The 22,339-nt window shown below is 45.8% G+C and carries 19 protein-coding genes and 1 pseudogene; 16 read left to right on the top strand and 4 right to left on the bottom strand.

Features of this window, described 5'->3' with window-relative positions:
• Positions 1-54 precede the first annotated feature (54 nt).
• The 3 genes from ACH10T_RS01355 to adk form a co-directional block, all read right to left on the bottom strand.
• A complete protein-coding gene (locus tag ACH10T_RS01355; RefSeq protein ID WP_394807546.1) occupies positions 55-2,112 on the bottom strand; it encodes a sodium-translocating pyrophosphatase in 2,058 nt (685 codons plus the stop codon).
• A 233-nt stretch (positions 2,113-2,345) separates the two neighbouring features.
• Complete coding sequence (locus ACH10T_RS01350) at positions 2,346-3,605, bottom strand: 6-phosphofructokinase (RefSeq protein ID WP_394807545.1); 1,260 nt, start codon at positions 3,603-3,605, stop codon at positions 2,346-2,348.
• Between the two features lie 138 nt (positions 3,606-3,743).
• A complete protein-coding gene (gene adk, locus ACH10T_RS01345) occupies positions 3,744-4,397 on the bottom strand; it encodes an adenylate kinase (protein WP_394807547.1) in 654 nt (217 codons plus the stop codon).
• Positions 4,398-4,612: 215 nt separating this feature from the next.
• Here adk and recA point away from each other — a divergent pair, with 215 nt between their 5' ends.
• From recA to alaS, 4 genes are read left to right on the top strand one after another with little or no spacing between them, the layout of a single operon-like run.
• Positions 4,613-5,662 carry a recombinase RecA gene (gene recA / locus ACH10T_RS01340; protein WP_394807544.1) on the top strand — a complete coding sequence of 350 codons (1,050 nt, stop codon included), beginning with the start codon at positions 4,613-4,615 and terminating at the stop codon, positions 5,660-5,662.
• A 5-nt stretch (positions 5,663-5,667) separates the two neighbouring features.
• Positions 5,668-6,126, top strand: a complete 459-nt coding sequence (gene recX, locus ACH10T_RS01335) for a recombination regulator RecX (RefSeq protein ID WP_394807543.1) — start codon at positions 5,668-5,670, stop codon at positions 6,124-6,126.
• Complete coding sequence (locus ACH10T_RS01330) at positions 6,123-6,488, top strand: hypothetical protein (protein WP_394807542.1); 366 nt, start codon at positions 6,123-6,125, stop codon at positions 6,486-6,488. Before recX ends, ACH10T_RS01330 begins: the two co-directional genes overlap by 4 nt.
• Positions 6,485-9,082 carry an alanine--tRNA ligase gene (gene alaS, locus ACH10T_RS01325; protein WP_394807541.1) on the top strand — a complete coding sequence of 866 codons (2,598 nt, stop codon included), beginning with the start codon at positions 6,485-6,487 and terminating at the stop codon, positions 9,080-9,082. The genes ACH10T_RS01330 and alaS overlap by 4 nt, the downstream gene beginning before the upstream one ends.
• A 51-nt stretch (positions 9,083-9,133) precedes the next feature.
• Here alaS and ACH10T_RS01320 read toward each other — a convergent pair.
• Positions 9,134-9,296, bottom strand: a pseudogene (locus ACH10T_RS01320) (IS3 family transposase); the annotation flags it as partial.
• 342 nt (positions 9,297-9,638) lie between these two features.
• On the opposite strand from ACH10T_RS01320, the gene ACH10T_RS01315 reads away from it, so the two are divergent.
• The 12 genes from ACH10T_RS01315 (at position 9,639) to ACH10T_RS01260 (ending at position 22,285) form a co-directional block, all read left to right on the top strand.
• On the top strand, positions 9,639-9,782 hold the full coding sequence (locus tag ACH10T_RS01315) for a hypothetical protein (RefSeq protein ID WP_394807540.1): 144 nt from the start codon (positions 9,639-9,641) through the stop codon (positions 9,780-9,782).
• A 310-nt stretch (positions 9,783-10,092) separates the two neighbouring features.
• On the top strand, positions 10,093-11,895 hold the full coding sequence (locus tag ACH10T_RS01310) for an EAL domain-containing protein (RefSeq protein WP_394807539.1): 1,803 nt from the start codon (positions 10,093-10,095) through the stop codon (positions 11,893-11,895).
• Between the two features lie 309 nt (positions 11,896-12,204).
• Complete coding sequence (mnmG, locus tag ACH10T_RS01305) at positions 12,205-14,097, top strand: tRNA uridine-5-carboxymethylaminomethyl(34) synthesis enzyme MnmG (protein ID WP_394807538.1); 1,893 nt, start codon at positions 12,205-12,207, stop codon at positions 14,095-14,097.
• A complete protein-coding gene (gene rsmG, locus ACH10T_RS01300) occupies positions 14,094-14,735 on the top strand; it encodes a 16S rRNA (guanine(527)-N(7))-methyltransferase RsmG (protein ID WP_394807537.1) in 642 nt (213 codons plus the stop codon). Before mnmG ends, rsmG begins: the two co-directional genes overlap by 4 nt.
• A gap of 59 nt (positions 14,736-14,794) precedes the next feature.
• A complete protein-coding gene (locus ACH10T_RS01295; RefSeq protein ID WP_394807536.1) occupies positions 14,795-15,553 on the top strand; it encodes a ParA family protein in 759 nt (252 codons plus the stop codon).
• A gap of 24 nt (positions 15,554-15,577) precedes the next feature.
• Positions 15,578-16,417 carry a ParB/RepB/Spo0J family partition protein gene (locus tag ACH10T_RS01290; RefSeq protein ID WP_394807535.1) on the top strand — a complete coding sequence of 280 codons (840 nt, stop codon included), beginning with the start codon at positions 15,578-15,580 and terminating at the stop codon, positions 16,415-16,417.
• 36 nt (positions 16,418-16,453) lie between these two features.
• Positions 16,454-16,636 carry a Trm112 family protein gene (locus ACH10T_RS01285; RefSeq protein ID WP_394807534.1) on the top strand — a complete coding sequence of 61 codons (183 nt, stop codon included), beginning with the start codon at positions 16,454-16,456 and terminating at the stop codon, positions 16,634-16,636.
• Between the two features lie 22 nt (positions 16,637-16,658).
• A complete protein-coding gene (locus tag ACH10T_RS01280; protein ID WP_394807533.1) occupies positions 16,659-17,627 on the top strand; it encodes an ADP-ribosylglycohydrolase family protein in 969 nt (322 codons plus the stop codon).
• 273 nt (positions 17,628-17,900) lie between these two features.
• Positions 17,901-18,851: an HpcH/HpaI aldolase/citrate lyase family protein gene (locus ACH10T_RS01275; RefSeq protein WP_394807532.1), complete on the top strand. Its 951-nt coding sequence runs from the start codon at positions 17,901-17,903 to the stop codon at positions 18,849-18,851.
• A gap of 95 nt (positions 18,852-18,946) precedes the next feature.
• Positions 18,947-20,128 (top strand): malate--CoA ligase subunit beta, encoded by a 1,182-nt coding sequence (locus ACH10T_RS01270; RefSeq protein ID WP_394807531.1) that lies wholly within the window; start codon positions 18,947-18,949, stop codon positions 20,126-20,128.
• Between the two features lie 9 nt (positions 20,129-20,137).
• Positions 20,138-21,025 carry a succinate--CoA ligase subunit alpha gene (sucD, locus tag ACH10T_RS01265; RefSeq protein ID WP_394807530.1) on the top strand — a complete coding sequence of 296 codons (888 nt, stop codon included), beginning with the start codon at positions 20,138-20,140 and terminating at the stop codon, positions 21,023-21,025.
• An 828-nt stretch (positions 21,026-21,853) separates the two neighbouring features.
• Entirely contained in the window at positions 21,854-22,285 is a 432-nt protein-coding gene (locus tag ACH10T_RS01260; RefSeq protein WP_394807529.1) for a Calx-beta domain-containing protein, read from the top strand.
• Positions 22,286-22,339 lie beyond the last annotated feature (54 nt).

Below are 22,339 nucleotides of genomic sequence, written 5' to 3'. Positions count from 1 at the left end.
ACCAAACGGTGACGCAACTGGGGTGAAACGATGTCTAAAGTTGAGAAGTATTATTTACAACAGTGGAATAATCAACAGAGCCACGATGTTAATAATCTTGATCAGTGGATTTATCGCTGGACCGGCAGTGTCTTTATAAGGATCACCAACTGTATCACCTGTTACGGATGCTTTGTGGGCGTCACTACCTTTGCCGCCATAGTGTCCATCTTCGATATATTTCTTCGCGTTATCCCAAGCACCGCCACCGGTTGTCATGGAGATTGCAACAAATAGACCGGTTACGATCGAACCCATCAATACACCACCTAAAGCTTGTGGTCCTAGAATCACACCCACTAAGAGAGGAATCAGTACGGGCAATAATGAAGGAATCATCATTTCCTTAATAGCTGATTGGGTTAGCATATCCACTGCACGTGAATAATCCGGCTTGGCTGTACCTTCCATGATGCCAGGAATTTCTTTGAACTGACGACGCACTTCAATTACCACTGAACTGGCCGCGCGTCCGACAGCTTCCATCGACATGGCACCAAATAAATAAGGAATCATACCGCCGATAAACAGACCAATAATGACCATGTGATTGGATAAATCAAAGGTTATTGCATGTCCAGCATGTTCCAGTGCATGCGTATAATCAGCAAATAATACCAAAGCTGCCAACCCAGCTGAACCAATTGCATAACCCTTCGTAACGGCCTTGGTTGTATTACCAACAGCATCCAGTGGATCAGTAATAGCGCGAACTGAATCTGGCATTTCAGCCATTTCGGCAATACCGCCAGCATTATCAGTAATTGGACCATAGGCATCCAGCGCTACAATAATACCCGTCATGGATAACATCGCTGTTGCAGCTATAGCAATACCGTACAATCCTGCTAGAGAATAGGCCAACAATATGCTAATACAAACAGCCAATACAGGCGCTGCGGTTGACCGCATTGAAACGCCCAAACCAGCAATAATATTAGTTGCGTGTCCGGTGGTTGATGCTTCAGCAACATGTTGTACAGGTGGATAATCTGTTGAAGTGTAGTACTCAGTAATGACAACCATGAGTCCTGTCAGCACCAGCCCGATCGTTGCTGCTAGGAATATACGCATAACCAGCATGCCGCCAGCTACTTCAGTACCATCAATATCAAGAGACATATCGCCCATGAACCAAACAGTAACCGGTAAATAAGCAAATAAAGCGATGCCTCCAGCTACTGCCAAGCCACGATAGAGCGCATTCATAATCTTGCCACCCTCACGCATCTTGACATAATAGCAACCAATAATTGAAGCGATAATGGAAACGGCGCCTAACATTAATGGGTAAATCACAGCATCAATGGTATTCGCTGAAAACAGTAGCGCACCTAAAATCATGGTGGCGATGATTGTTACCGCATAGGTTTCAAACAAGTCAGCAGCCATACCTGCGCAATCACCGACATTATCGCCCACATTATCGGCAATCACCGCTGGATTTCGTGGATCATCTTCCGGAATACCGGCTTCTACTTTTCCAACCAGATCAGCACCTACGTCAGCACCTTTAGTGAAAATACCGCCACCCAAACGAGCAAAAATAGAGATCAGTGATCCGCCAAATGCAAAGCCGATTAAAGGTTTAATCACATCGCTAATCGGTTGGCTGGGATCAGCACCATCAAATAACGTGGCGCAGTAACCGGCAACACCCAGTAAGCCTAAACCTACCACCAGCATTCCAGTGACAGCGCCGCCGCGGAAGGCAATAGCAAGCGCCTCATTCAACCCGACAGTTGCAGCTTGCGCTGTACGTACGTTTGATTGAACTGACACATTCATACCAAGAAAACCGGCAGCACCAGAGAGCACAGCACCCAAAGCAAAACCAATGGCTGTATCCCAACTGATCGCTATCGCAAGGGCAACAAATAAAACTGCGCCCACGGCACCAATCGTCATATATTGCCGCTTAAGATACGCAGATGCTCCTTCTTGTATAGCAGCAGCAATTTCCTGCATACGCGGATTACCAGTTGATTGAACATAAATACCCCTAATCCAGATACCACTGAATATCAGGGCTATAATCGCGCTACCTATTGCGATAATAAAACCGTTAGCCATAAAGAACTCCAATTAAAGTCAGACCATCAAAATCGTATGTGGAATCTTGGCCTAATTAATCCCACATTATTAAACACTTCACTTGTCCAAAACCAAAATACAATCAGGACGTATTTTATCTGTTCTTGCCCCAGAATGTATCAAATATTAATGAAATTTAGATTGTTATATGACTTGCGCCCTATTGTTTGACTCCATTACAACACCCGGGCAGTTCCAATCCAAATTTTCCCTTAAATTTTGAACTCACCCAATTTTTTCTCAACTGCTACATTTTTTAACCGCACATAGTCAGGCAATCCATTTTTATAAGGCGGATAATCTTCACCTTCAATTAATGGCGCCAAGTATTCGCGACATGCCTGACTGATGCCAAATCCATCTTCACTAATATAATCAGCCGGCATCATTTTTTCGACATTGGCTACATTAGCAAGCTTAGCCATGCCCACCGTCCAGCTATAGGGTGCATTGGATTGCCGGACTATCGTTGGCATGACTGAATTGTGCCCTGAAATAGCATATTCCACCGCCGCTTTACCCATTGCATAAGCTTGTTCCACATCGGTTCTTGACGCAATGTGGCGCGCAGCACGCTGTAGATAATCAGCCACGCCCCAATGATATTTTAATCCCAGACCATCTTTGATGATATTTGCTACCACCGGTGCAACACCACCTAGTTGTGCATGACCAAAGGCATCGCGCAGTCCCTGATCGGAAAGAAAATTACCATCTTCTCCCTTGACACCCTCTGATACGACGACCGAACAATATCCATATTCCTTGACATAACGGTCCACTTTGGCAAGAAAATTTTCTTTGTTGAATGTAATTTCTGGAAACAAAATGATAATTGGAATCTCACAATCTGGACTCGAAGCTAATCCACCCGCTGCGGCAATCCATCCTGCGTGGCGGCCCATCACTTCCAGAACAAAGACTTTAGTTGATGTTTTCGACATGCTGGCTACATCAAAGCTTGCTTCGCGTGTGGATACCGCGATATATTTGGCGACAGAGCCAAAACCGGGGCAACAATCAGTGATTGGCAAATCGTTATCAACCGTTTTGGGAACGTGAATCGCCTGAAGAGGATAGCCAAGCGTATCGGATAGCTGTGAAACCTTAAGACAGGTATCCGCAGAATCACCGCCGCCATTATAAAAGAAATAACCTATATTATGTGCTTTGAATACTTCGATCAGCCGCTCGTATTCACGTCGATTTTGCTCCAAACTCTTTAATTTGTAGCGACAAGATCCAAAAGCACCTGATGGGGTATGACGTAGCGCAGCAATCGCTGCTGCTGAATCAGCATTGGTATCAATCAAATCTTCGGTCAATGCACCGATAATCCCATTGCGACCCGCATAGACATTGCCAATTTTATCAGTATGTTGACGCGCTGTTTCTAAAACACCCGCCGCAGAAGCGTTGATTACTGCCGTAACGCCACCGGATTGGGCATAAAATGCATTTTTAATTGCCATTTTTTTCTCCTGATTGATCAAATCGTATGTAAACTATTTGTATCCTACTCATCTGTACGTACAAAAACCCAGGTGCGATTCATCGTTCTCCTGAGTTTTCAATTCTGTTCTTTGAACCAAAAAATGCGGCTGGTTTATTTACTTTAATGCTGCAAAAATCAGATCACGTATTTCTTCAACCGTACCTATACCAGCTATTTTGATATAGTGCGGCGCCCCCGTTGCGCCATTTGTCGACCACTTTGAATAATAGTCAATCAAAGGTTCAGTTTGCTCATGATAGACTTCTAGTCGTTTTCTGACCGTTTTTTCCTTATCGTCATCGCGTTGTATGAGCGGCTCCCCTGTGACATCATCCCGACCATGTACTTTGGGTGGATTAAAATCCACATGATAAGTGCGGCCTGAAGCTGGATGAACTCTACGGCCCGACATGCGCTTCACAATTTCGGCATCTGCAACATCAATCTCAACCACAAAATCAACCGGCACACCAGCTGCTTTCATAGCATCGGCTTGTGGGATTGTGCGTGGGAATCCATCAAACAAAAAACCATTTACACAATCAGGTTGTGCGATACGCTCTTTAACTAAATTAATGATAATATCATCAGAAACCAATCCACCGGAATCCATTATTTTTTTAGCCATAACACCCAATTCAGTGCCCGCTTTAACAGCACTGCGCAACATATCGCCTGTAGAAATTTGTGGAACACTAAAATGTTCCTTAACATAATTGGCCTGAGTACCTTTCCCAGCACCAGGGCCACCTAATAAAATGACTCGGATAGCTTTTCTCCCTTTGTTACCAATTAAAATTTACTGAATGTAGTGCCGATTTATATCTGCCACTTCAACAACATCATGCAATTATATCGTAGGCGGGGCAGATACTCGAGTTTTTTACTGCGGTAATTTTTATGAAGTTAAACAACTTTGTAACAAGTTACGTTGAACCAGTGCAGGTTATGCGATAATTTGATTGACTCTTAACAGGAAAAATCATGGACGAAAACAGAAGTAAAGCGCTTGATGCTGCGTTAGCCCAAATCGAAAAGCAGTTTGGTAAAGGTTCAATCATGCGACTGGGCGCAAATGATGTCGCCTATGATATACAGGTTGTTTCTACCGGTTCGTTGGGACTGGATATTGCACTGGGTGTGGGAGGATTGCCCCGGGGACGGGTCATTGAAATTTATGGACCTGAATCTTCGGGTAAAACCACGCTGACATTACAAGTCATTGCAGAAATGCAAAAAATGGGTGGAACCGCAGCATTTATTGATGCAGAGCATGCATTGGATCCGCAATATGCACAGAAAATCGGGATCAATGTCAAAGAACTGTTGATCTCCCAGCCCGACAATGGTGAACAGGCATTAGAAATAGCCGACATGCTGGTTCGTTCGGGGTCGGTTGATATTGTTGTGGTGGATTCAGTCGCAGCACTCACGCCACGCGCAGAAATAGAAGGCGACATGGGCGACCCTCAAATGGGATTGCAAGCACGATTAATGTCACAAGCTTTACGTAAACTGACGGCTAATATCAAGCGCAGCAATACCATGGTTATTTTCATTAACCAGATCCGCATGAAAATTGGGGTAATGTTTGGCAACCCAGAAACAACCACGGGTGGCAATGCATTAAAATTTTATGCTTCTGTTCGCCTGGATATTCGCCGTACCGGGTCGATCAAAAAAGGTGAAGAGGTCATTGGCAATGAAACGCGCGTTAAAGTAGTTAAAAATAAAGTAGCGCCTCCTTTCAAGCAGGCTGATTTTGATATCCTTTATGGCGAAGGCATTTCTCGAGATAGCGAAATCATCGAATTAGGCGTATTGCATAAACTTATCGACAAATCAGGAGCCTGGTATGCCTACAAAGGTGAAAAGATCGGCCAAGGTAAGGATAATGTGCGTGAATACCTGAAGGAACATCAAGAAATCGCCCATGAGATTGAACAAAAGATTCGGTCGATTGTAGGTATTGTGGATCAAGCCAGACCTGCAAAAGAGAAAGCTGAGAAAGAGAAACCTGAAAAAGAAAAATAATTTGTGTGGATACTCGATCGCCTCTAGAAATACGTGCTTTGCGTTATCTGGCACAAAGAGAACACTCTCGTTTAGAGCTCGAACAGAAACTTTCCGCTCACGCTCTATCTTCCACACCAGAAGCTATATCCAGCGTATTGGATAAGCTGGAACAAAACGGTTTTTTATCGGCTGAACGAGTCGTTGAACAAGTTATACGCACACGCAGACCCCGGTTTGGTAGCCAACGTATCGTTTATGAGTTGAAAGAAAAAGGCATTGACGAACAGTTGATTGACCGCATATTGCCGACTCTTAGGGAAACTGAATTGGACGTAGCGTTTAAAATTTGGCAAAAGAAATTCGGCCAATTACCCAATACAAGAGAAGAGCGGGGTAAGCAAATGCGATTCATGATGAGTAGGGGTTTCTCAATGGAAATAATACAACAAGTTTTATCACAAGCTGATGAGGAGAACCAATGAAGAAGCTGCTTGTGCAGACGATGTTCATACTGGTGATCGTATTAATAGGTAATTATGCCAGTGCTGATGACATAGTATCCATCCATCAAGTCAATGAATTCCCCTTCAATTTTGACGGTAAAGAAGTCAAATTGAAGGGGATTGCAAAAAACCCCACACGTCTGCCGTTGGTCAATCTAAAATCCTATGTATTAGAAGATAGCAGTGGGGAGATTACGATTTTGACGGAATCCGATTTACCTAAAATGAACGAAGAAATCACTATCCGAGCTAAAGTCAACAGTCTGGCCATCGTCAAAGGCGAAGCGCTAGGTTTGACAGTGATTGAATTAGAACGATACGAGCCGCAGCAAAAAATATGAAAAGTAGCGAAATAAGACAAAAATTTCTCGAATTTTTTGAATCTCACGGCCACACTATCGTGGCATCCAGTCCCTTAGTACCGGGCAATGACCCGACACTTTTGTTCACCAATGCGGGAATGGTGCAATTCAAAGATGTGTTCTTAGGCCAAGACAAACGTCCATATGTTCGTGCAGTCAGTTCGCAACGCTGTGTGCGAGCAGGCGGCAAACATAACGACCTGGAAAATGTTGGCTATACCGCACGGCATCATACGTTCTTTGAAATGCTGGGAAATTTTAGTTTTGGTGATTATTTCAAGCGAAATGCTATTCAATTTGCCTGGGAATTTCTCACCGCTTCACTCAAAATCCCACGCGAAAAACTATGGGTAACCGTGTATGCAGAAGACGATGAAGCTGCAGATATCTGGTTGAATGAAATCGGTGTCGATCCGTCCCGAGTCGTGCGCATTGCTACCATGGATAATTTCTGGCAAATGGGAGACACCGGTCCCTGTGGTCCTTGCTCCGAGATTTTTTATGATCATGGTCCAGATGTGAAGGGGGGGCCGCCGGGTTCTGCCGATGCCAATGGTGATCGTTACATTGAAATCTGGAATCTGGTGTTTATGCAGTATAACCGTGACAGTGCGGGTACACTCCATCCACTGCCAAAACCGTCAGTTGATACCGGCATGGGTTTGGAACGGATTTCTGCAATCATGCAGCAGGTTCACAGTAACTATGAGATTGATTTATTCCAAAGCTTAATTAAAGCCGCTGCGCGTGTAACCAACACGGAAGATCTTGCTGATAACTCATTAAAAGTCATTGCCGATCACATCCGCGCATGCTCATTCCTGATTACTGATGGCGTCATTCCAGGCAGTGAAGGTCGTGGGTATGTATTGCGGCGCATCATCCGTCGCGCCATTCGTCATGGCTATCAATTGGGACAGAAACAGCCTTTCTTTTATCAACTGGTAGAAGATTTAAGCAAAGTCATGGGGCAAGCCTATCCGGAATTAGTTGCAGCTAAGGCACGTGTCGCAGCCGTATTACAACAAGAAGAAGAGCGTTTTGCTGAAACATTGGAACACGGCATGCAAGTTTTGGAAGGTGCATTGAGCCGTAAAATAAAAGTACTCGATGGCGAAACAGCATTTCGGCTCTACGATACTTTTGGTTTTCCGTTGGACCTGACTGCTGACATAGGCCGTGAACGGGGGATTACCATCGATCATGCCGGTTTTGAGCAAGCCATGGCGCGCCAGCGTGAACAAGCGCGTGCAGCTAACAAGTTTATCATGAAGGAAGGAATTGAGTATTCGGGTAGTCAGACGACGTTCTACGGTTACGAAACTTTGCAACATGAAGGGCAAGTGCTGGCCATTTATAAGCAGGGCAGCGCCGTGGATTTCATCGAAGCGGGTGATGAAGCAGTGGTGGTGCTGGATCAAACGCCTTTTTATGCCGAATCAGGCGGACAAGTCGGTGATTGCGGTGAAATACTCGATACCAACGGCACTTTCGAAGTCACCGATACACAAAAAATTCAAGCCGGCGTGTTTGGTCATAAAGGCTTATTGCGCAGCGGTCGACTAGTAATCAAGGATACCGTACAAGCGCGAGTCAACCCGAAAACCCGAATTAGCACCGCCAATAACCATTCCGCCACGCATCTTTTACATGCCGCGTTGCGCAAAGTATTAGGCATGCATGTCACGCAGAAAGGTTCATTAGTCGATGCTAACCGCGCGCGTTTTGATTTCTCGCACAATGTGTCAATGACCGTGGATGAAATCCGGGAAACCGAGCGCTTGGTCAACGAGCAAATCCGCAATAATTGGGTGGTGGAAGCTGCTTCAATGAAATACGACGATGCAGTCAAACGCGGTGCAATGGCGTTGTTCGGCGAAAAATATTCGGATGTCGTGCGCGTTATCGGCATGGGTGAATTCTCCACCGAATTGTGTGGTGGTACGCACGTATCGCAAGTCGGACAAATCGGCTTATTCAAAATCATCGCCGAATCCGGCGTCGCCGCCGGTATCCGTCGCGTTGAAGCGGTGACCGGAAAAGCGGCTATCGATTATGTGCAGCAACGCGAAGCGCAACTGCTGGAAATTGCACACACCTTAAAAACCAACCCTCAGGAAGTCACGCAAAAAATTGCCCAGATCATTGACAACGTGAGGCAAACCGAAAAAGAGCTGGCACGCCTGAAAACTAAAATGGCTAGCACGCAAGGCACCGACTTGGCCGCGCAAGCGAAAGAGATAAACAGCATCAATGTATTAGCCTCCAATCTGGACAATGCCGATGCCAAAACCTTGCGCGAAACACTGGATCAGCTTAAAGTGAAGCTCAAAACCTGCGCTATTGTGCTCAGCACCGTTTCCGACGGAAAAGTCACGCTGATTGCCGGTGTCAGTGCTGATCTGACTGACAAAATCAAAGCAGGTGAATTAGTCAACTTCGTCGCGCAACAAGTTGGCGGCAAAGGCGGCGGACGGGCTGATATGGCGCAAGCAGGGGGTACACAACCGGATCAGCTCCCTGCAGCGCTTGAGAGCGTGATGAATTGGGTGAGAAAGAAATTAATAAAATAAATGCCTCAAGATTTATACTGAGGCGTGTTATCAGATATGAAGTCCGTGTGATTAAGCAGCAAGTGGATTTGCATAGCATTGTTGTGTGAATTCTGCTGGTGATAAATAGCCCAATCTTTCTTGTTTCTGCTGACAGTTATAAAAGATTCAATATATTCGGTAACTTTCTGTTTTGCTCTTGCAGTCGTGTTTTGAATTTTTGATGATGTACCAGTAGTTGCATGAAACAAAGCTTGTATAACCAGATCCGCAGTCATCCTTTCATTCATGGCATAGCCCAACCAGAATTCCCCGTTAGACGATATGCGTCCGTTCCCTGTGCTAACGGCAGCCTGGATTCAGGCGGTGTCAGCTTGCCAGGCCGCTTTGCTCTTTGATACTTAATAGAGCATCTCTGGTGCTCTCAATCACTTCTTTATCGTATTCCGTGACAGACTTGTACGTCATTATTTCATTGATCGACAGATGCTCACAGTAATAAATTTGTCATATCTTGGTATACATAACTCTGGTAATCATCTCTTAAATTATCTTACTTAAAATTTAAGCAAGATACGTGAATTACTTGGTCAATTTTCAACCGGTATCAACACTGTCAATCCACGGCAATTCGTTGATGGTTCAGAAAGGGCGCTTTGGAGCTCAGATTGGGGTAGTGCCATTCCGGCAGAATCAGAAAGCGACTGTTGTTGGTGATTAAATTCAGACGACCAAATTGGTGGCGAAAGCCCCAGCCAATTCAGCGGTCACGCACGCCGAAGACGCATAGTGTGTTTAGAGCTTGCATTCACGCTTTATGCGTAAAATAAGCGTGAATGTCCCGATAAACAATTAACTGATTAATTCTTTGAGAGTTTATAAGATAGGCAAGTTCGCCTTGTCACCAGCCACGCTAAGTTTTTGGATTTTCAATCGTGTATAAGATATTCTGTGAAGTGCCGATAAGTTATACCGAGCTAACATTAATTGTTACACTTTAAACTAGAATCTGCTTAATCAGAAAGTTCGCCATGCAAAAAGACTTATCCAATGAATTAATTCGGTTAAAAAAACTCTATGAATTGAGCATGACTATTTCGGGCGATCCCGTTGAAGTATTTAGGCATATTGCAAAAATTATTGGTGAACTCTTCGAACTAAAAATTGTATGCCTTTCAAAAATAAACGGTGATCAGCTCGATTTTCTGGCGATCTACCATGAGTGTCAGATTTTCACCGATGCAGGTTCGTGCGAACTTGCCATTACACCTTGCGCAACAGTGGAAATGGCTCAAGATGTGAGGATATACGATCATGTTAAGGAACGGTTTCCCGATGCGCTATTCCTTCAGCAACACAATGCCCATTCCTATTGCGGTTTTCCTTGCTTGGGGAACGATGGAAAAGTCAAAGCAGTAACGTGTCTACTTGATGATAAACCTCGTAAGTACACTGAAGAGGATATAGAAATACTTAGAATATTTGGTCAGCGCATTGGTATGGAGATTGAGCGTCAAGAGCATATTCAATCCGTTAAAGCATCGCAACAACGAATTGAATTCCTTGCGCATCACGATATCCTGACTGAATTACCTAACCGTATTCTACTGATCGAGCGTTTTAAGTTAGCGATTGCAAAAGTTATACGGGAAGAGATCTTGGTCGGTTTGATAGCCCTCGATCTGGACCACTTCAAGGTAATCAACGATTCTCTTGGTCGCCACACGGGCGATTTTCTGCTTAAAGAAGTCGTTGGCCGGCTTAAAACATGTGTCCGCGATGTCGATACCATCAGCCGTCAGGGCGGTGATCAATTTATTATTCTCTTGTCAAACATTTGCGTAGCGAATGATGTGGCCATTGTTGCTCAAAAGATTCTTGAAATATTTAAGAATCCATTCTTGATTGATGGCGATAGTGTCAAAATAACTGCAAGCTTAGGCATTGTACTATTTCCAAAAGACGGCAATGACCTTAGCCAGCTTCTGCAATATGCAGATACTGCGATGTATCATGCAAAAGATTCAGGCGGGAATGGTTACCAATTTTTTAATGAAGAGATGGCAGCCAGCTCTAAAGAACGATTACATATACTGAATCATATTCGGCAGGCACTCGAATTCAATCAATTCAAACTTCATTACCAATCACAAGTTGATACGATAACTAGGAAAATTATAACCTGCGAGGCTCTGATACGTTGGGAAACGCCGGATGGCTTTATTCCCCCTGGAAAGTTTATTCCTGTGGCTGAGAATTCCGGGAGCATCCTTGATATTGATGCATGGGTTGTTGACGCAGCTTGCTGCCAGGCTAAAATCTGGCAAGATGCGGGGATACCCTTAGTGGTTGCTGTCAATATATCCGCATCGCAATTCAAACGAGGAAATATTATCGATCTAGTCTCAACAGCGCTTGAGCGGCATCAATTAGATCCCAGTTTATTGGAAATTGAACTGACTGAGTCGATACTCATTCACGATACCGAGATCATACGGCAAGTACTTCTTCAACTAAAACAATTGGGTATAAAACTTTCTATCGATGATTTTGGTACTGGGTACTCTAATTTATCCTATCTGCGCATGCTGCATTTAGATAAGATCAAAATCGATCAATCATTCATCACGCATATGGCTACCAACGAAAATGACAAGGTTATTGTGCGCTCGACTATTGATCTGGCGCATAACCTTGGCTTAAAAGTTATTGCGGAAGGCGTAGAAACAGCCAGTGCGGTTGAGTTGCTAGAAGAATTTGGTTGCGATCAATTGCAAGGCTATTATTTTGGAAAACCGATGCTGCCCGAATTGTTCGTGAATTTTACCAAGTAGTTGAAATATAAATTTTCCTCTCTTCATTCTTCATTGGATTTTCAAGTGCAGGCCTGCTTTTGCTTACTTCTTGCTTCCCAGTTCTGATGAATTGTCTATGGTTGTTGTTGGCAACTGATCAAGTAGATTTCTGAAACCACAAAACATAAATTTGCGTTCATTAATCAGCTACACCTATAATCGCACTCTGGAAATCACACCTTTTCAGCGAATGCGGCTAAAAGGTTTCACGTGAAACATCTCTGATAAAATCTTCTCTCGTTACCAAGAAATTTAGTAACGCTAACAAATATCGCAGGCTTTGGCACTATGAGCAATCACACAGACTTTGAGATTATCGTTGTCGGCGGCGGTCATGCCGGAACTGAAGCGGCATTGGCGGCTGCACGCATGGGGCACAAAACATTGTTGCTGACGCACAATATCGAAACGATTGGCCAGATGTCGTGCAACCCATCCATCGGCGGCATAGGGAAAAGTCATTTGGTCAAGGAAATTGATGCGGTAGGTGGCGCTATGGGAATGGCCGCTGATGAGGCCGGCATTCAGTTTCGCATCCTCAATTCAAGCAAAGGCCCTGCCGTCAGAGCCACTCGGGCACAAGCAGATCGAGTGCTTTACCGGCAGGCAATCCGTAAGCGCATCGAGAATCAGCCTAATCTTCGGGTTATGCAACAGGCAGTGGATGATCTGATCATTGAAAAAGATCAGGTGGTTGGTGTTATCACACAGCTTAACATCAGAATTTACGCGCGCGCGGTGATATTGACCGTCGGTACATTCCTGGCGGGCATGGCGCATATTGGCAAAACCAATTTCAAAGCAGGCCGGGCGGGCGATCCGCCTTCTGTGATGCTGGCGCAAAGACTGCGCGAAATGGAGTTTCCCGCCGGACGATTGAAGACCGGCACACCGCCGCGCATCGACGGCCGCAGCATGGATTATGCAAAACTTCTGGAGCAACCCGGCGATCAGCCGATACCGGTGTTTTCATTGATCGACTCCGGTATTCAGCATCCACCTCAGATATCGTGTTGGATTACCAATACCAATGCGTTTACTCACGAAATCATTCGTGACGGTCTGGTGGATTCGCCGATGTACACTGGAAAAATTGAAGGGGTTGGACCACGCTATTGCCCTTCGATAGAAGACAAGGTGGTGCGTTTTTCCGCACGGGAATCGCACCAGATATTTCTCGAACCGGAGGGTCTGGGCACCCATGAAATATACCCCAACGGCATATCAACCAGCCTGCCGTTTGAAGTACAGGTCGAGCTGATTCATTCAATATCTGGATTGGAAAAAGCGCATATCACGCGGCCGGGCTATGCGATCGAATATGATTATTTTGATCCGCGCAATCTGAAGTGTTCGCTGGAGACAAAAACCATCGAAAACCTATTCTTTGCGGGACAAATCAACGGTACAACCGGATACGAAGAAGCTGCTGCCCAAGGCCTATTGGCCGGTATTAATGCCGCACTGAAAATTCAGGAGAAGGAATCGTGGCTGCCGCAGCGCAATGAAGCCTACTTAGGCGTTCTGGTCGATGATCTGGTGACTTCCGGCGTGACCGAGCCTTACCGGATGTTTACCAGTCGTGCCGAATACCGTCTGCAATTGCGCGAAGATAATGCCGATTTGCGCTTGACCGAAATAGGCAGGAAGCTTGGATTGGTGGATGATCAGCGCTGGGTTGCCTTTACTGCTAAGCAGGAGGCAATCGAGAAAGAGCAGCAAAGGCTTAATTCGATACGTTTGCTGCCCGACATATTGCCGGAGGATGAGGCCATGCGCGTTCTAGGAAAAGGAATAGAGCGGGAATATACGCTGATGGAACTGTTAAAACGCCCTGATGTGACGTATGCTGCGTTGATGACGCTACCTGGTGCGGGTGAACCGGTAGACAATGTGCAAGTGGCTGAGCAAATTGAAATACAGGCTAAGTATCACGGTTATATCCTACGTCAGCACGAAGAAGTTTCTCGTCAGGCGCAATACGAAAATACCTTGCTGCCGAAAAATATTGATTATCGGTTGGTTAAAGGGCTTTCCAATGAAGTGCAACAAAAACTGAATCAGCATAAACCGGAAACCATTGGCCAGGCTTCGCGGATTTCCGGCGTAACACCGGCTGCGATCTCATTGCTGCTGGTGCATTTAAAGCGTGGATTTGGAGACAAAAAGCAGAGCGCATGAGCTTGTTACAGCAAATTACACAAAGTTTGCGGGCATTGGATTATGATTTTGCAGCTCAGGAAAAGCTGCTTCCCGGACTGATCGAGCGCTATTTATTGCTGATCGAGAAATGGAATAAAATTCATAATTTAACAGCCATCCGGAATCTGCAAGATATGCTTTATCAGCATGTGCTGGATAGCCTGGCTGTGCTGCCTCATCTCAATGGACCGCAAATCATTGATGTCGGTAGTGGTGCCGGTTTGCCGGGCATACCGATTGCACTGGCAAGACCGGACTGGCAGGTATCGTTGGTTGAAAGCAATCAAAAGAAAGCGTCTTTTTTGCAACAGGTTAAAATTGAATTGGCATTGCAGAATGTTGAGGTTATTGGGCAACGCATCGAAGATATTCATTCGGATAAAAAAGTGAATACTATTATTACGCGCGCATTTTCCGAATTGGGTGAATTTGTTAATTTAACCCGGCAATTGGCTGCAGAAAATGATGTAAATTGCCGCTGGGTCGCGATGAAAGCAAATTGCTCAGACAGTGAACTGAAGCAAATCCAAGCACCCTTTTGTATTGAAAAAAACGTATCACTGGTTGTGCCGGGACTCAATGCAGCCAGGCAGTTGGTTATCATTAAAAAACAATAACTCCGAATTAAAACACTTGGCAGTTTTGATTCAGCCTAATGGATGCAGGAGCTAAACCCGTGACGAAAATTCTCGCCATTACCAATCAAAAAGGCGGTGTAGGAAAAACCACGACCAGTGTTAATTTGGCTGCCAGCCTGGCTGCTTCGGGTAAACGTATTTTATTGGTCGATCTCGATCCGCAAGCCAACGCCACAATGGGCAGCGGCACCAACAAACAAACGGTGAAGACCACGGTTTATCATGTTTTGCTCGGCGATGCGGCGATACAAGCGGCGCGTATTACCGGCACGCAAGGTAAATATGACTTGATACCCGCCAACCGCGATTTGGCAGGTGCAGAAGTTGAAATGGTTGATTTGCCCCAGCGGGAAGCGCGGTTGAAAACGGCACTCGAAGCCATCGAGCATGAATATGATTATATTCTGATTGATTGCCCCCCTGCTTTAAACTTGTTAACACTCAATGGCTTATGCGCGGCACAGGCGGTGATGATTCCGATGCAGTGCGAATATTATGCGCTGGAAGGCCTCAGTGATCTGGTCAATACCATTAAGCGCGTGCGTAATAATTTTAACCCCACGTTGCGGATTGAAGGGCTGCTGCGAACCATGTTTGATCCGCGTAACATATTGGCACAGCAGGTTTCTGACCAATTACAAAAACACTTTGGCGATAAAGTTTATCGTACCGTGATCCCGCGCAATATTCGCCTGGCCGAAGCGCCCGGTTTTGGCTTGCCCGTTTTGTATCACGATGCACAATCAAAAGGCGCGCTGGCTTATCTTGAACTCGCTAAAGAAATACTTGGCGCATGATTGCAAAATTAAGGAATCGGTAAAATGACAAAACAAAAAGGACTGGGAAGAGGTTTGGATGCCTTATTGTCGGGTAATGGAAATGCCGATTTTGCGGAAGAATTACTGCAGAGCCTTGAAATAGCCAAGCTTCAGCCCGGTAAGTACCAACCCAGAACCAATATGGATCAGGTGGCTTTGGCAGAGCTAGCCGAATCGATCAAAGCGCAAGGTGTCATGCAGCCGATTCTGGTTCGGCCCGTCAATGCGGATCAATACGAAATTATTGCGGGCGAACGACGATGGCGCGCAGCCCAGTTGGCTGGGTTGACCGAAGTGCCGGCGTTGATACGAAAAGTTTCCGATGAATCCGCGCTCGCTATGTCGTTGATTGAAAACATACAACGTGAAAATCTGAATCCGCTGGAAGAAGCCATGGGCATTCAGCGCCTAATTAATGAATTTGGTATGACGCATCAAACCGCCGGTGAAGCGTTAGGTAACTCGCGCAGCACAATCTCCAATTTACTGCGTTTGCTCAACTTGTCTGCGCCGGTACAGGAATTGATGATGCAGGGCAAAATTGATATGGGACATGGACGTGCTCTGTTGTCATTAGCGCCTGTGCAACAAATTAAAATTGCCAATGTGATCGTACAAAAACAGCTTTCCGTGCGCGAAACGGAGAAAATCGTCAATCAGATAGAACATCCTGCACTTAAAAAGGTAAAAAAACCCGATAGGGATCTGTTGCGATTACAGGAAGATGTTTCCGAGCGTCTTGGTGCGCAGGTAGCGATCAAGCCGAAGAAGAATGGTCAGGGCAATATCGTCATTCACTATACCAGTTTGGATCAATTGGATGATATTCTGAGTAAGTTATAAAATAGTCCATCAACATTAGCGTGAACAAGGAAAATTATGGATGCAAGATTGTTGGATATTTTGGTATGTCCCCTCTGTAAAGGGCCGCTTGTCTATAAGAAAGAAGACAAGGAACTGATCTGCAAGCCTGATCGGCTTGTTTTTGCGATCAAAGACGGTATTCCGGTCATGCTGGAAGAGGAAGCCCGCAGGATACCGGACGAAGTTGAAATTAAATAAATATCAATCTTCATAAAATACGATGAATTCAAGTATTTGGCTTGAGCCCCATGTGGCGGCCATTTTAGGAGCATTGATTGCGGATTCTGCGGCATTAGGGCTGCATTGGCTTTATGATCCAGAACGCATTGCACAGATCGAAAAAATTAAAGGGTTGGTTTTTTTGCAACCCGATGCCAATGATTATGCCGACACCAGTGGATATTTTGCGCATGGCAATAAATCAGCGGGCGATTCATCCGGGTATGGTGAGATATGCCTGCTGATGTTGCAGCATTTTGCACAGCATGGTCAATTTGATCGTATTGCATACCAGACGGAATACTGCTGTCATTTTGGTCCGGGCGGCGCTTACATCGGTTATGTTGATTCGCCCACACGTCAGACCCTACAAACACTATTACCCTTAAAACCCGAAGAATTCCCGGAAAAATCCGGTGCCGATGACGACCAGTTTGCCGCATTGGCGACGATACCGGCCGTAGTAGCCACACATACCGGGTCGCAAGAAGTGTTGAAAGCTAAAATCGAACAAGTCGTGCGTCTGACCAATCATAATGATACGGCGGTTGCAGCCGCGCAGTATGTGGGCTGCGTTTTGCTGGAAGTATTGAGTGGAAAATCCATCACTCAAGCACTTACTGGCACACTACCGCTCGCCGGGAAAAAACTGACGCCACTGCTTGAAGAAGCTTTGCAAACCCGCCAACTCGATAGTGCTGCAATGGCTAAACGCTTTGGTTCAGCCTGTCACGTTCTGGAAGGATTGCCGGTGATTGCGCATATTGCGCAACATGCACCCAATTATCGTACTGCCATTGAAGAAAATATCCGCATCGGCGGCGACAGCTGCGGCCGTGCCATCATGCTCGGCGCCATCATGGCGGCTTATACAGCGCAGCACAGTGAGCAGAGTTTCTCTATTCCGCTTGAGTGGGCTGCCCGCTACCAAAAGTTATCCATCGCGGCGCATGCTTGTGCGCAACTCTGAGCGTCAGTGGATAAATTCTCGCAGAATGGATATAATTTGCTGAATAATTAGTCAGCCTTTAAAATACGAAGTAAAATTAACCAATCATTCTATCCACTCACTTCATCAAGATTACCTGCGTTGCAAAATCACGAACCAAAAAATGCTTTAATTCCATGCCTGCTACAGCGTAGCAGATTAGGTGAAATGATACTAAAAAACAAATAGCGCATCGGGCATGTTCGTCTATTGGCCTTTTCATTACTATAAATATTTATTAATTCTGGAGGAAAAATGAGTCATACGCTATACGAAACTACAATTCAGCGGGTACAACGCTGTGAATTAGCCGTTCCAGGTTCGAGCCCGGGGATGTTTGAGAAAGCACTCAATAGCGGCGTAGACTTTGTTTTTCTCGATCTGGAAGATGCCGTAGCGCCCGATGACAAGGTACAAGCGCGCAAGAATGTTATCCAGGCGCTCAACGATCTGGATTGGAAAGGTCATGGCATCACGGTTTCGGTGCGCATCAACGGCCTGGATACCCAGTATATGGTGCGTGATGTCGTTGATCTGGTGGAGCAGGCCGGGCATAAGATCGATACGCTGTTAATCCCGAAAGCCGGGGTTTATGCAGATATTTATATGGTTCAAGCCATGGTAACTCAGCTCGAAATGCAGCAAGGCCTGAAAAATAGAATCGGTCTGGAAGCATTGATCGAAACGGCATTGGGTATGGCAAATGTGGAAGATATTGCGCGTAATGGTACAACGGGGCGGCTGGAGGCATTGCACTTTGGTGTTGCTGATTATGCTGCCAGTAACCGTGCCAGAACCACTAATATCGGCGGTTTGAATCCGGATTATCCTGGCGATCAGTGGCATTTTGCCATTAGCCGCATGATCGTGGCTTGTCGTGCTTATGGTTTACGTCCTATTGATGGTCCTTTTGGCGATATCAAGGATCCGGATGGTTTTGTGTTGGCTGCTAAACGTGCAGCGGCATTGGGCTGCGAAGGAAAATGGGCGATTCATCCAACGCAGATCGAATTGGCGAATGACGTATTTACGCCGCCAGCCCGCGAAATTGAAAAAGCAAAACGTATTCTGGCCGCACTCAAAGAAGCTGCAGCACAAGGTAAAGGCGCTGCTGCGTTGGATGGCCGCTTAATCGATGCGGCCTCTGAAAGAATGGCCAATAATGTGGTAAAAGTCGCTGAAGCGATTGCAGCAAAAAATGGATAGGGCCGCACTGAGCGGCCTTTATCCTTATGGCTCGGTGTATTGAGGCAATATAAAATTATCGAATTGAATTTAATGCGATTGTTAAGGAAATTGAAGTGAATATTCACGAATATCAAGCAAAGGAAATTTTGGCTGAATACGGCGTCAAAATTGCTGAAGGCGGCTTAGCCTATAGCGCAGTGGAAGCCGTACAACGTGCCAGGGAAATTGATGGCGACGTATGGGTTGTCAAAGCACAGATTCATTCCGGTGCGCGAGGTAAAGCGGGCGGAATCAAGGTTTGCAGAACACATGGTGAAGTAGAGCAAGCTGCCGAGGCATTGCTGGGAAAGAATCTGGTTACGCATCAAACCGGACCTGCCGGAAAAATCTGTTCCAGGCTATATATTGAAGCAGGAACTAGTATTGCCAAGGAAATGTATTTGTCATTCATGATTGATCGCAGCAGCGAGCGCGTTATCATGGTTGGTTCAGCGCAGGGCGGCATGGAAATTGAAAAACTGGCTGAAACCAATCCGGAAGCGATCATCAAGATTTATATCGAACCGGCGGTCGGATTGCAGGATTTTCAGGCGAGAAAAATGGCTTTTGCCTTGAATATCGACAGTGCGCAACTGAATCACGCGGTTAAAACGATCAAAGGCTGCTACCGTGCCTTGCGCGATTTGGATGCCAACGTTCTGGAAATCAATCCATTGGTGTTGACCACCAACAACGAAATCGTTGCGCTCGATGCCAAAATGGCTTTTGACGAAAATGCATTGTTCCGCCGCCACAAGATTGCAGAGTTGCGTGACAACACGCAAGTAGACAATCGTGAAGTCGCTGCCGCGGAAGCAGGCTTAAGCTATGTCGGCCTCGATGGAGATATCGGCTGTATGATTAATGGCGCAGGTCTGGCGATGGCGACTATGGATATGATTAAACTGGCTGGCGGCGAGCCTGCCAACTTTCTCGATGTCGGTGGCGGTGCTTCGGCTGAGCGTACAGAAAAAGCTTTTCGTTTAGTGTTGGCGGATGCCGGTGTTAAAGCGATGCTGGTGAACATTTTTGCCGGCATCAACCGCTGTGACTGGATCGCGGAAGGGGTTGTGCATGCGGTCAAAAACATCGATATGAAAATACCGCTGGTGGTTCGTCTGTCGGGAACCAATGTAGAAGAAGGCCGCCGCATTATTGCGGATAGCGGTTTGCCGATTATCACAGCCGATACGTTAGCGGATGCAGCGGAGAAAGTCGTACGCGCACGCAATGAAGTCGTCGCAAAAAAAGCCTAGGAGTATAAAGTGGCGATATTAATCAACGAAAATACACGAATTATTGTGCAAGGTTTTACCGGAAAAATCGGCACCTTCCACGCACAGGAAATGATTGACTATGGTTCCAATGTGGTCGGCGGTGTTACCCCTGGTAAAGGAGGACAAACCCACCTGGGATTGCCGGTATTCAATACGGTCAAAGAGGCGGTCGATCAGGTCGGCGCGGAAGCCAGCATTGTCTTTGTACCCCCTGCATTTGCTGCAGATTCCATCATGGAAGCCGCCGATGCCGGTATCAAATATTGCGTATCCATCACCGATGGCATCCCGACGCAAGACATGATGACGGTGAAGAATTTCCTGCGCCGTTTCCCCAAGGAAGAACGCATGCTGCTAGCAGGCCCCAATTGCGCGGGCACAATCAGCCCAGGCCGTGCCATGCTGGGAATCATGCCCGGACATATTTATATACGCGGAAATGTCGGTGTTGTGGGCCGCTCCGGCACATTGGGGTATGAAGCTGCCGATCAAATGCGCTTGCTGGGAATCGGCATTTCAACCTCTGTGGGCATTGGTGGCGATCCGATCACCGGCAGCTCGCACCGTGACATCCTGGAGAGATTGGAACAGGACCCTGAAACCAAGGTAGCGCTGATGATTGGTGAAATAGGCGGTCCGCAGGAAGTGGAAGCCGGTAGATTCGCCAAAGAAAACATGACCAAGCCGCTGGTGGCTTATATCGCCGGTCTGACTGCGCCGGAAGGACGACGCATGGGTCATGCAGGGGCCATTATTTCTTCCGCGGGTGAAAGTGCTGCTGAAAAGGTTGCGATATTGAAAGAGCTCGGTGTCACCATTTGCCCGACACCATCCTTGATGGGACAAACCATCGCGGAAGTATTGGCGAGACTGTAATAACTATTCCCCATTCTAAAAATAAAAATCCGGGAACCGGCGTTTCCGGGTTTTTTCTTACTCAATCGGTATCTGTGGTAAAAGGCATCGGTTGATGTAATTCTATTTATCCTAAAAGTCCCCGTTGAGATTTATGATAAAACTGCAAAGACGTAATAATTATGTCAATGAGTTATCGTCAGAAATATTAACTGCGCCTCGGTCGCCTTAATCAAGCTGTAAGCTAATGCGACAATGCTCTCAGCAAATTTCATCTAATTTAATAAAGCATCCTGCCACAAGTAGCGGGATATTACCTGCACTCTTCAATCGGCAACTTTAGCCCCAAGGGACAGGGAATTGAACCCATAGAGTTTAAAATCTTACTGGATTGGTGATGCTATGAATCTTTCAAAAATTCTTAACTTGTAATTCCCCGTGGTCTTGCCACAGGGCGAGCGGAGCAAATTTATTCTATGCGATTCTTGAGCGATTTAAGTGATTTTAACTGAGGAATTTAGGATAACTGAACCATTGCGCTCTATAATTTTATTGTATTCTTTTCTTAAGTAATTCAGTAGATTGGCTAACGTTCTTGATCGTTTTCATAGTGATTGGATCGGTGGTTTACAGAAAATCTAAGTGGGTAAATTCAGCAGCGAAAGTACCGGAATAAAAGTCACAATGCTGAAAGAACTCAGTGGTATGATTTATTCAGTACCATCACTGATGGAGTAACCGGTTACAGAAATGTTGGCTAAATCGTAACAAAGGGCTAACTGTAGCCAAAGACAAACAAAAAGGGAATGTCAGCAATGACGCCTGATAATTTTTATAAGGGCAAAGAAAATGACTACTATTCGAGTCGATGATGTTTTTGTGGATGAAACCAATGCAACTGCAAATTTTACTGTGTGGTTGGATGTTGTTGATGCCGCGCCGGTGACTGTCAATTACGCCACTTCAGCCAATACCGCCGCGTTTAATTCAGATTATTTGCATATTACAGGCGCTTTGACCTTTGCTCCCGGTGAATTGTCTAAAACCGTCAGCGTTTCTATTATCAACAATGCAATAGCCGAAGTGACAGAGAATCTTTTCCTCGTGTTATCGTCACCCAGTGCCAATGCCACCATTGCCGATAGTTTTGGGCTTGCCACCATTATCGACAATGATGCGCCTTCCGGTACACCGGTGGTTTCAATCAATGACTTCGTTATCGATGAAGCCAGCAAGGAAGGGTTCTGTCGCATTAAGCGCAAAAATGCATATTTTGGATGAGCTGGCATGCCATCCCTTTAAACTAGACGGATTTATTCTGCCAGCGCATAAAAT

This window comes from Nitrosomonas sp. (assembly GCF_043753625.1).
Lineage (GTDB): Bacteria > Pseudomonadota > Gammaproteobacteria > Burkholderiales > Nitrosomonadaceae > Nitrosomonas.
Note: the sequence above shows the minus strand (reverse complement) of the source record. Positions and strands in the feature narration are given on the sequence as shown.

Bases quoted from the DNA above. Each gene is read 5' to 3' on its own strand.
- alaS (WP_394807541.1), top strand. From the start codon at position 6,485: ATGAAAAGTAGCGAAATAAGACAAAAATTTCTCGAATTTTTTGAATCT.
- ACH10T_RS01290 (WP_394807535.1), top strand. From the start codon at position 15,578: ATGACAAAACAAAAAGGACTGGGAAGAGGTTTGGATGCCTTATTGTCG.
- ACH10T_RS01355 (WP_394807546.1), bottom strand. From the start codon at position 2,112: ATGGCTAACGGTTTTATTATCGCAATAGGTAGCGCGATTATAGCCCTG.
- ACH10T_RS01350 (WP_394807545.1), bottom strand. From the start codon at position 3,605: ATGGCAATTAAAAATGCATTTTATGCCCAATCCGGTGGCGTTACGGCA.
- rsmG (WP_394807537.1), top strand. From the start codon at position 14,094: ATGAGCTTGTTACAGCAAATTACACAAAGTTTGCGGGCATTGGATTAT.
- mnmG (WP_394807538.1), top strand. From the start codon at position 12,205: ATGAGCAATCACACAGACTTTGAGATTATCGTTGTCGGCGGCGGTCAT.
- ACH10T_RS01310 (WP_394807539.1), top strand. From the start codon at position 10,093: ATGCAAAAAGACTTATCCAATGAATTAATTCGGTTAAAAAAACTCTAT.
- ACH10T_RS01330 (WP_394807542.1), top strand. From the start codon at position 6,123: ATGAAGAAGCTGCTTGTGCAGACGATGTTCATACTGGTGATCGTATTA.
- ACH10T_RS01260 (WP_394807529.1), top strand. From the start codon at position 21,854: ATGACTACTATTCGAGTCGATGATGTTTTTGTGGATGAAACCAATGCA.
- ACH10T_RS01275 (WP_394807532.1), top strand. From the start codon at position 17,901: ATGAGTCATACGCTATACGAAACTACAATTCAGCGGGTACAACGCTGT.
- ACH10T_RS01285 (WP_394807534.1), top strand. From the start codon at position 16,454: ATGGATGCAAGATTGTTGGATATTTTGGTATGTCCCCTCTGTAAAGGG.
- recA (WP_394807544.1), top strand. From the start codon at position 4,613: ATGGACGAAAACAGAAGTAAAGCGCTTGATGCTGCGTTAGCCCAAATC.
- ACH10T_RS01280 (WP_394807533.1), top strand. From the start codon at position 16,659: ATGAATTCAAGTATTTGGCTTGAGCCCCATGTGGCGGCCATTTTAGGA.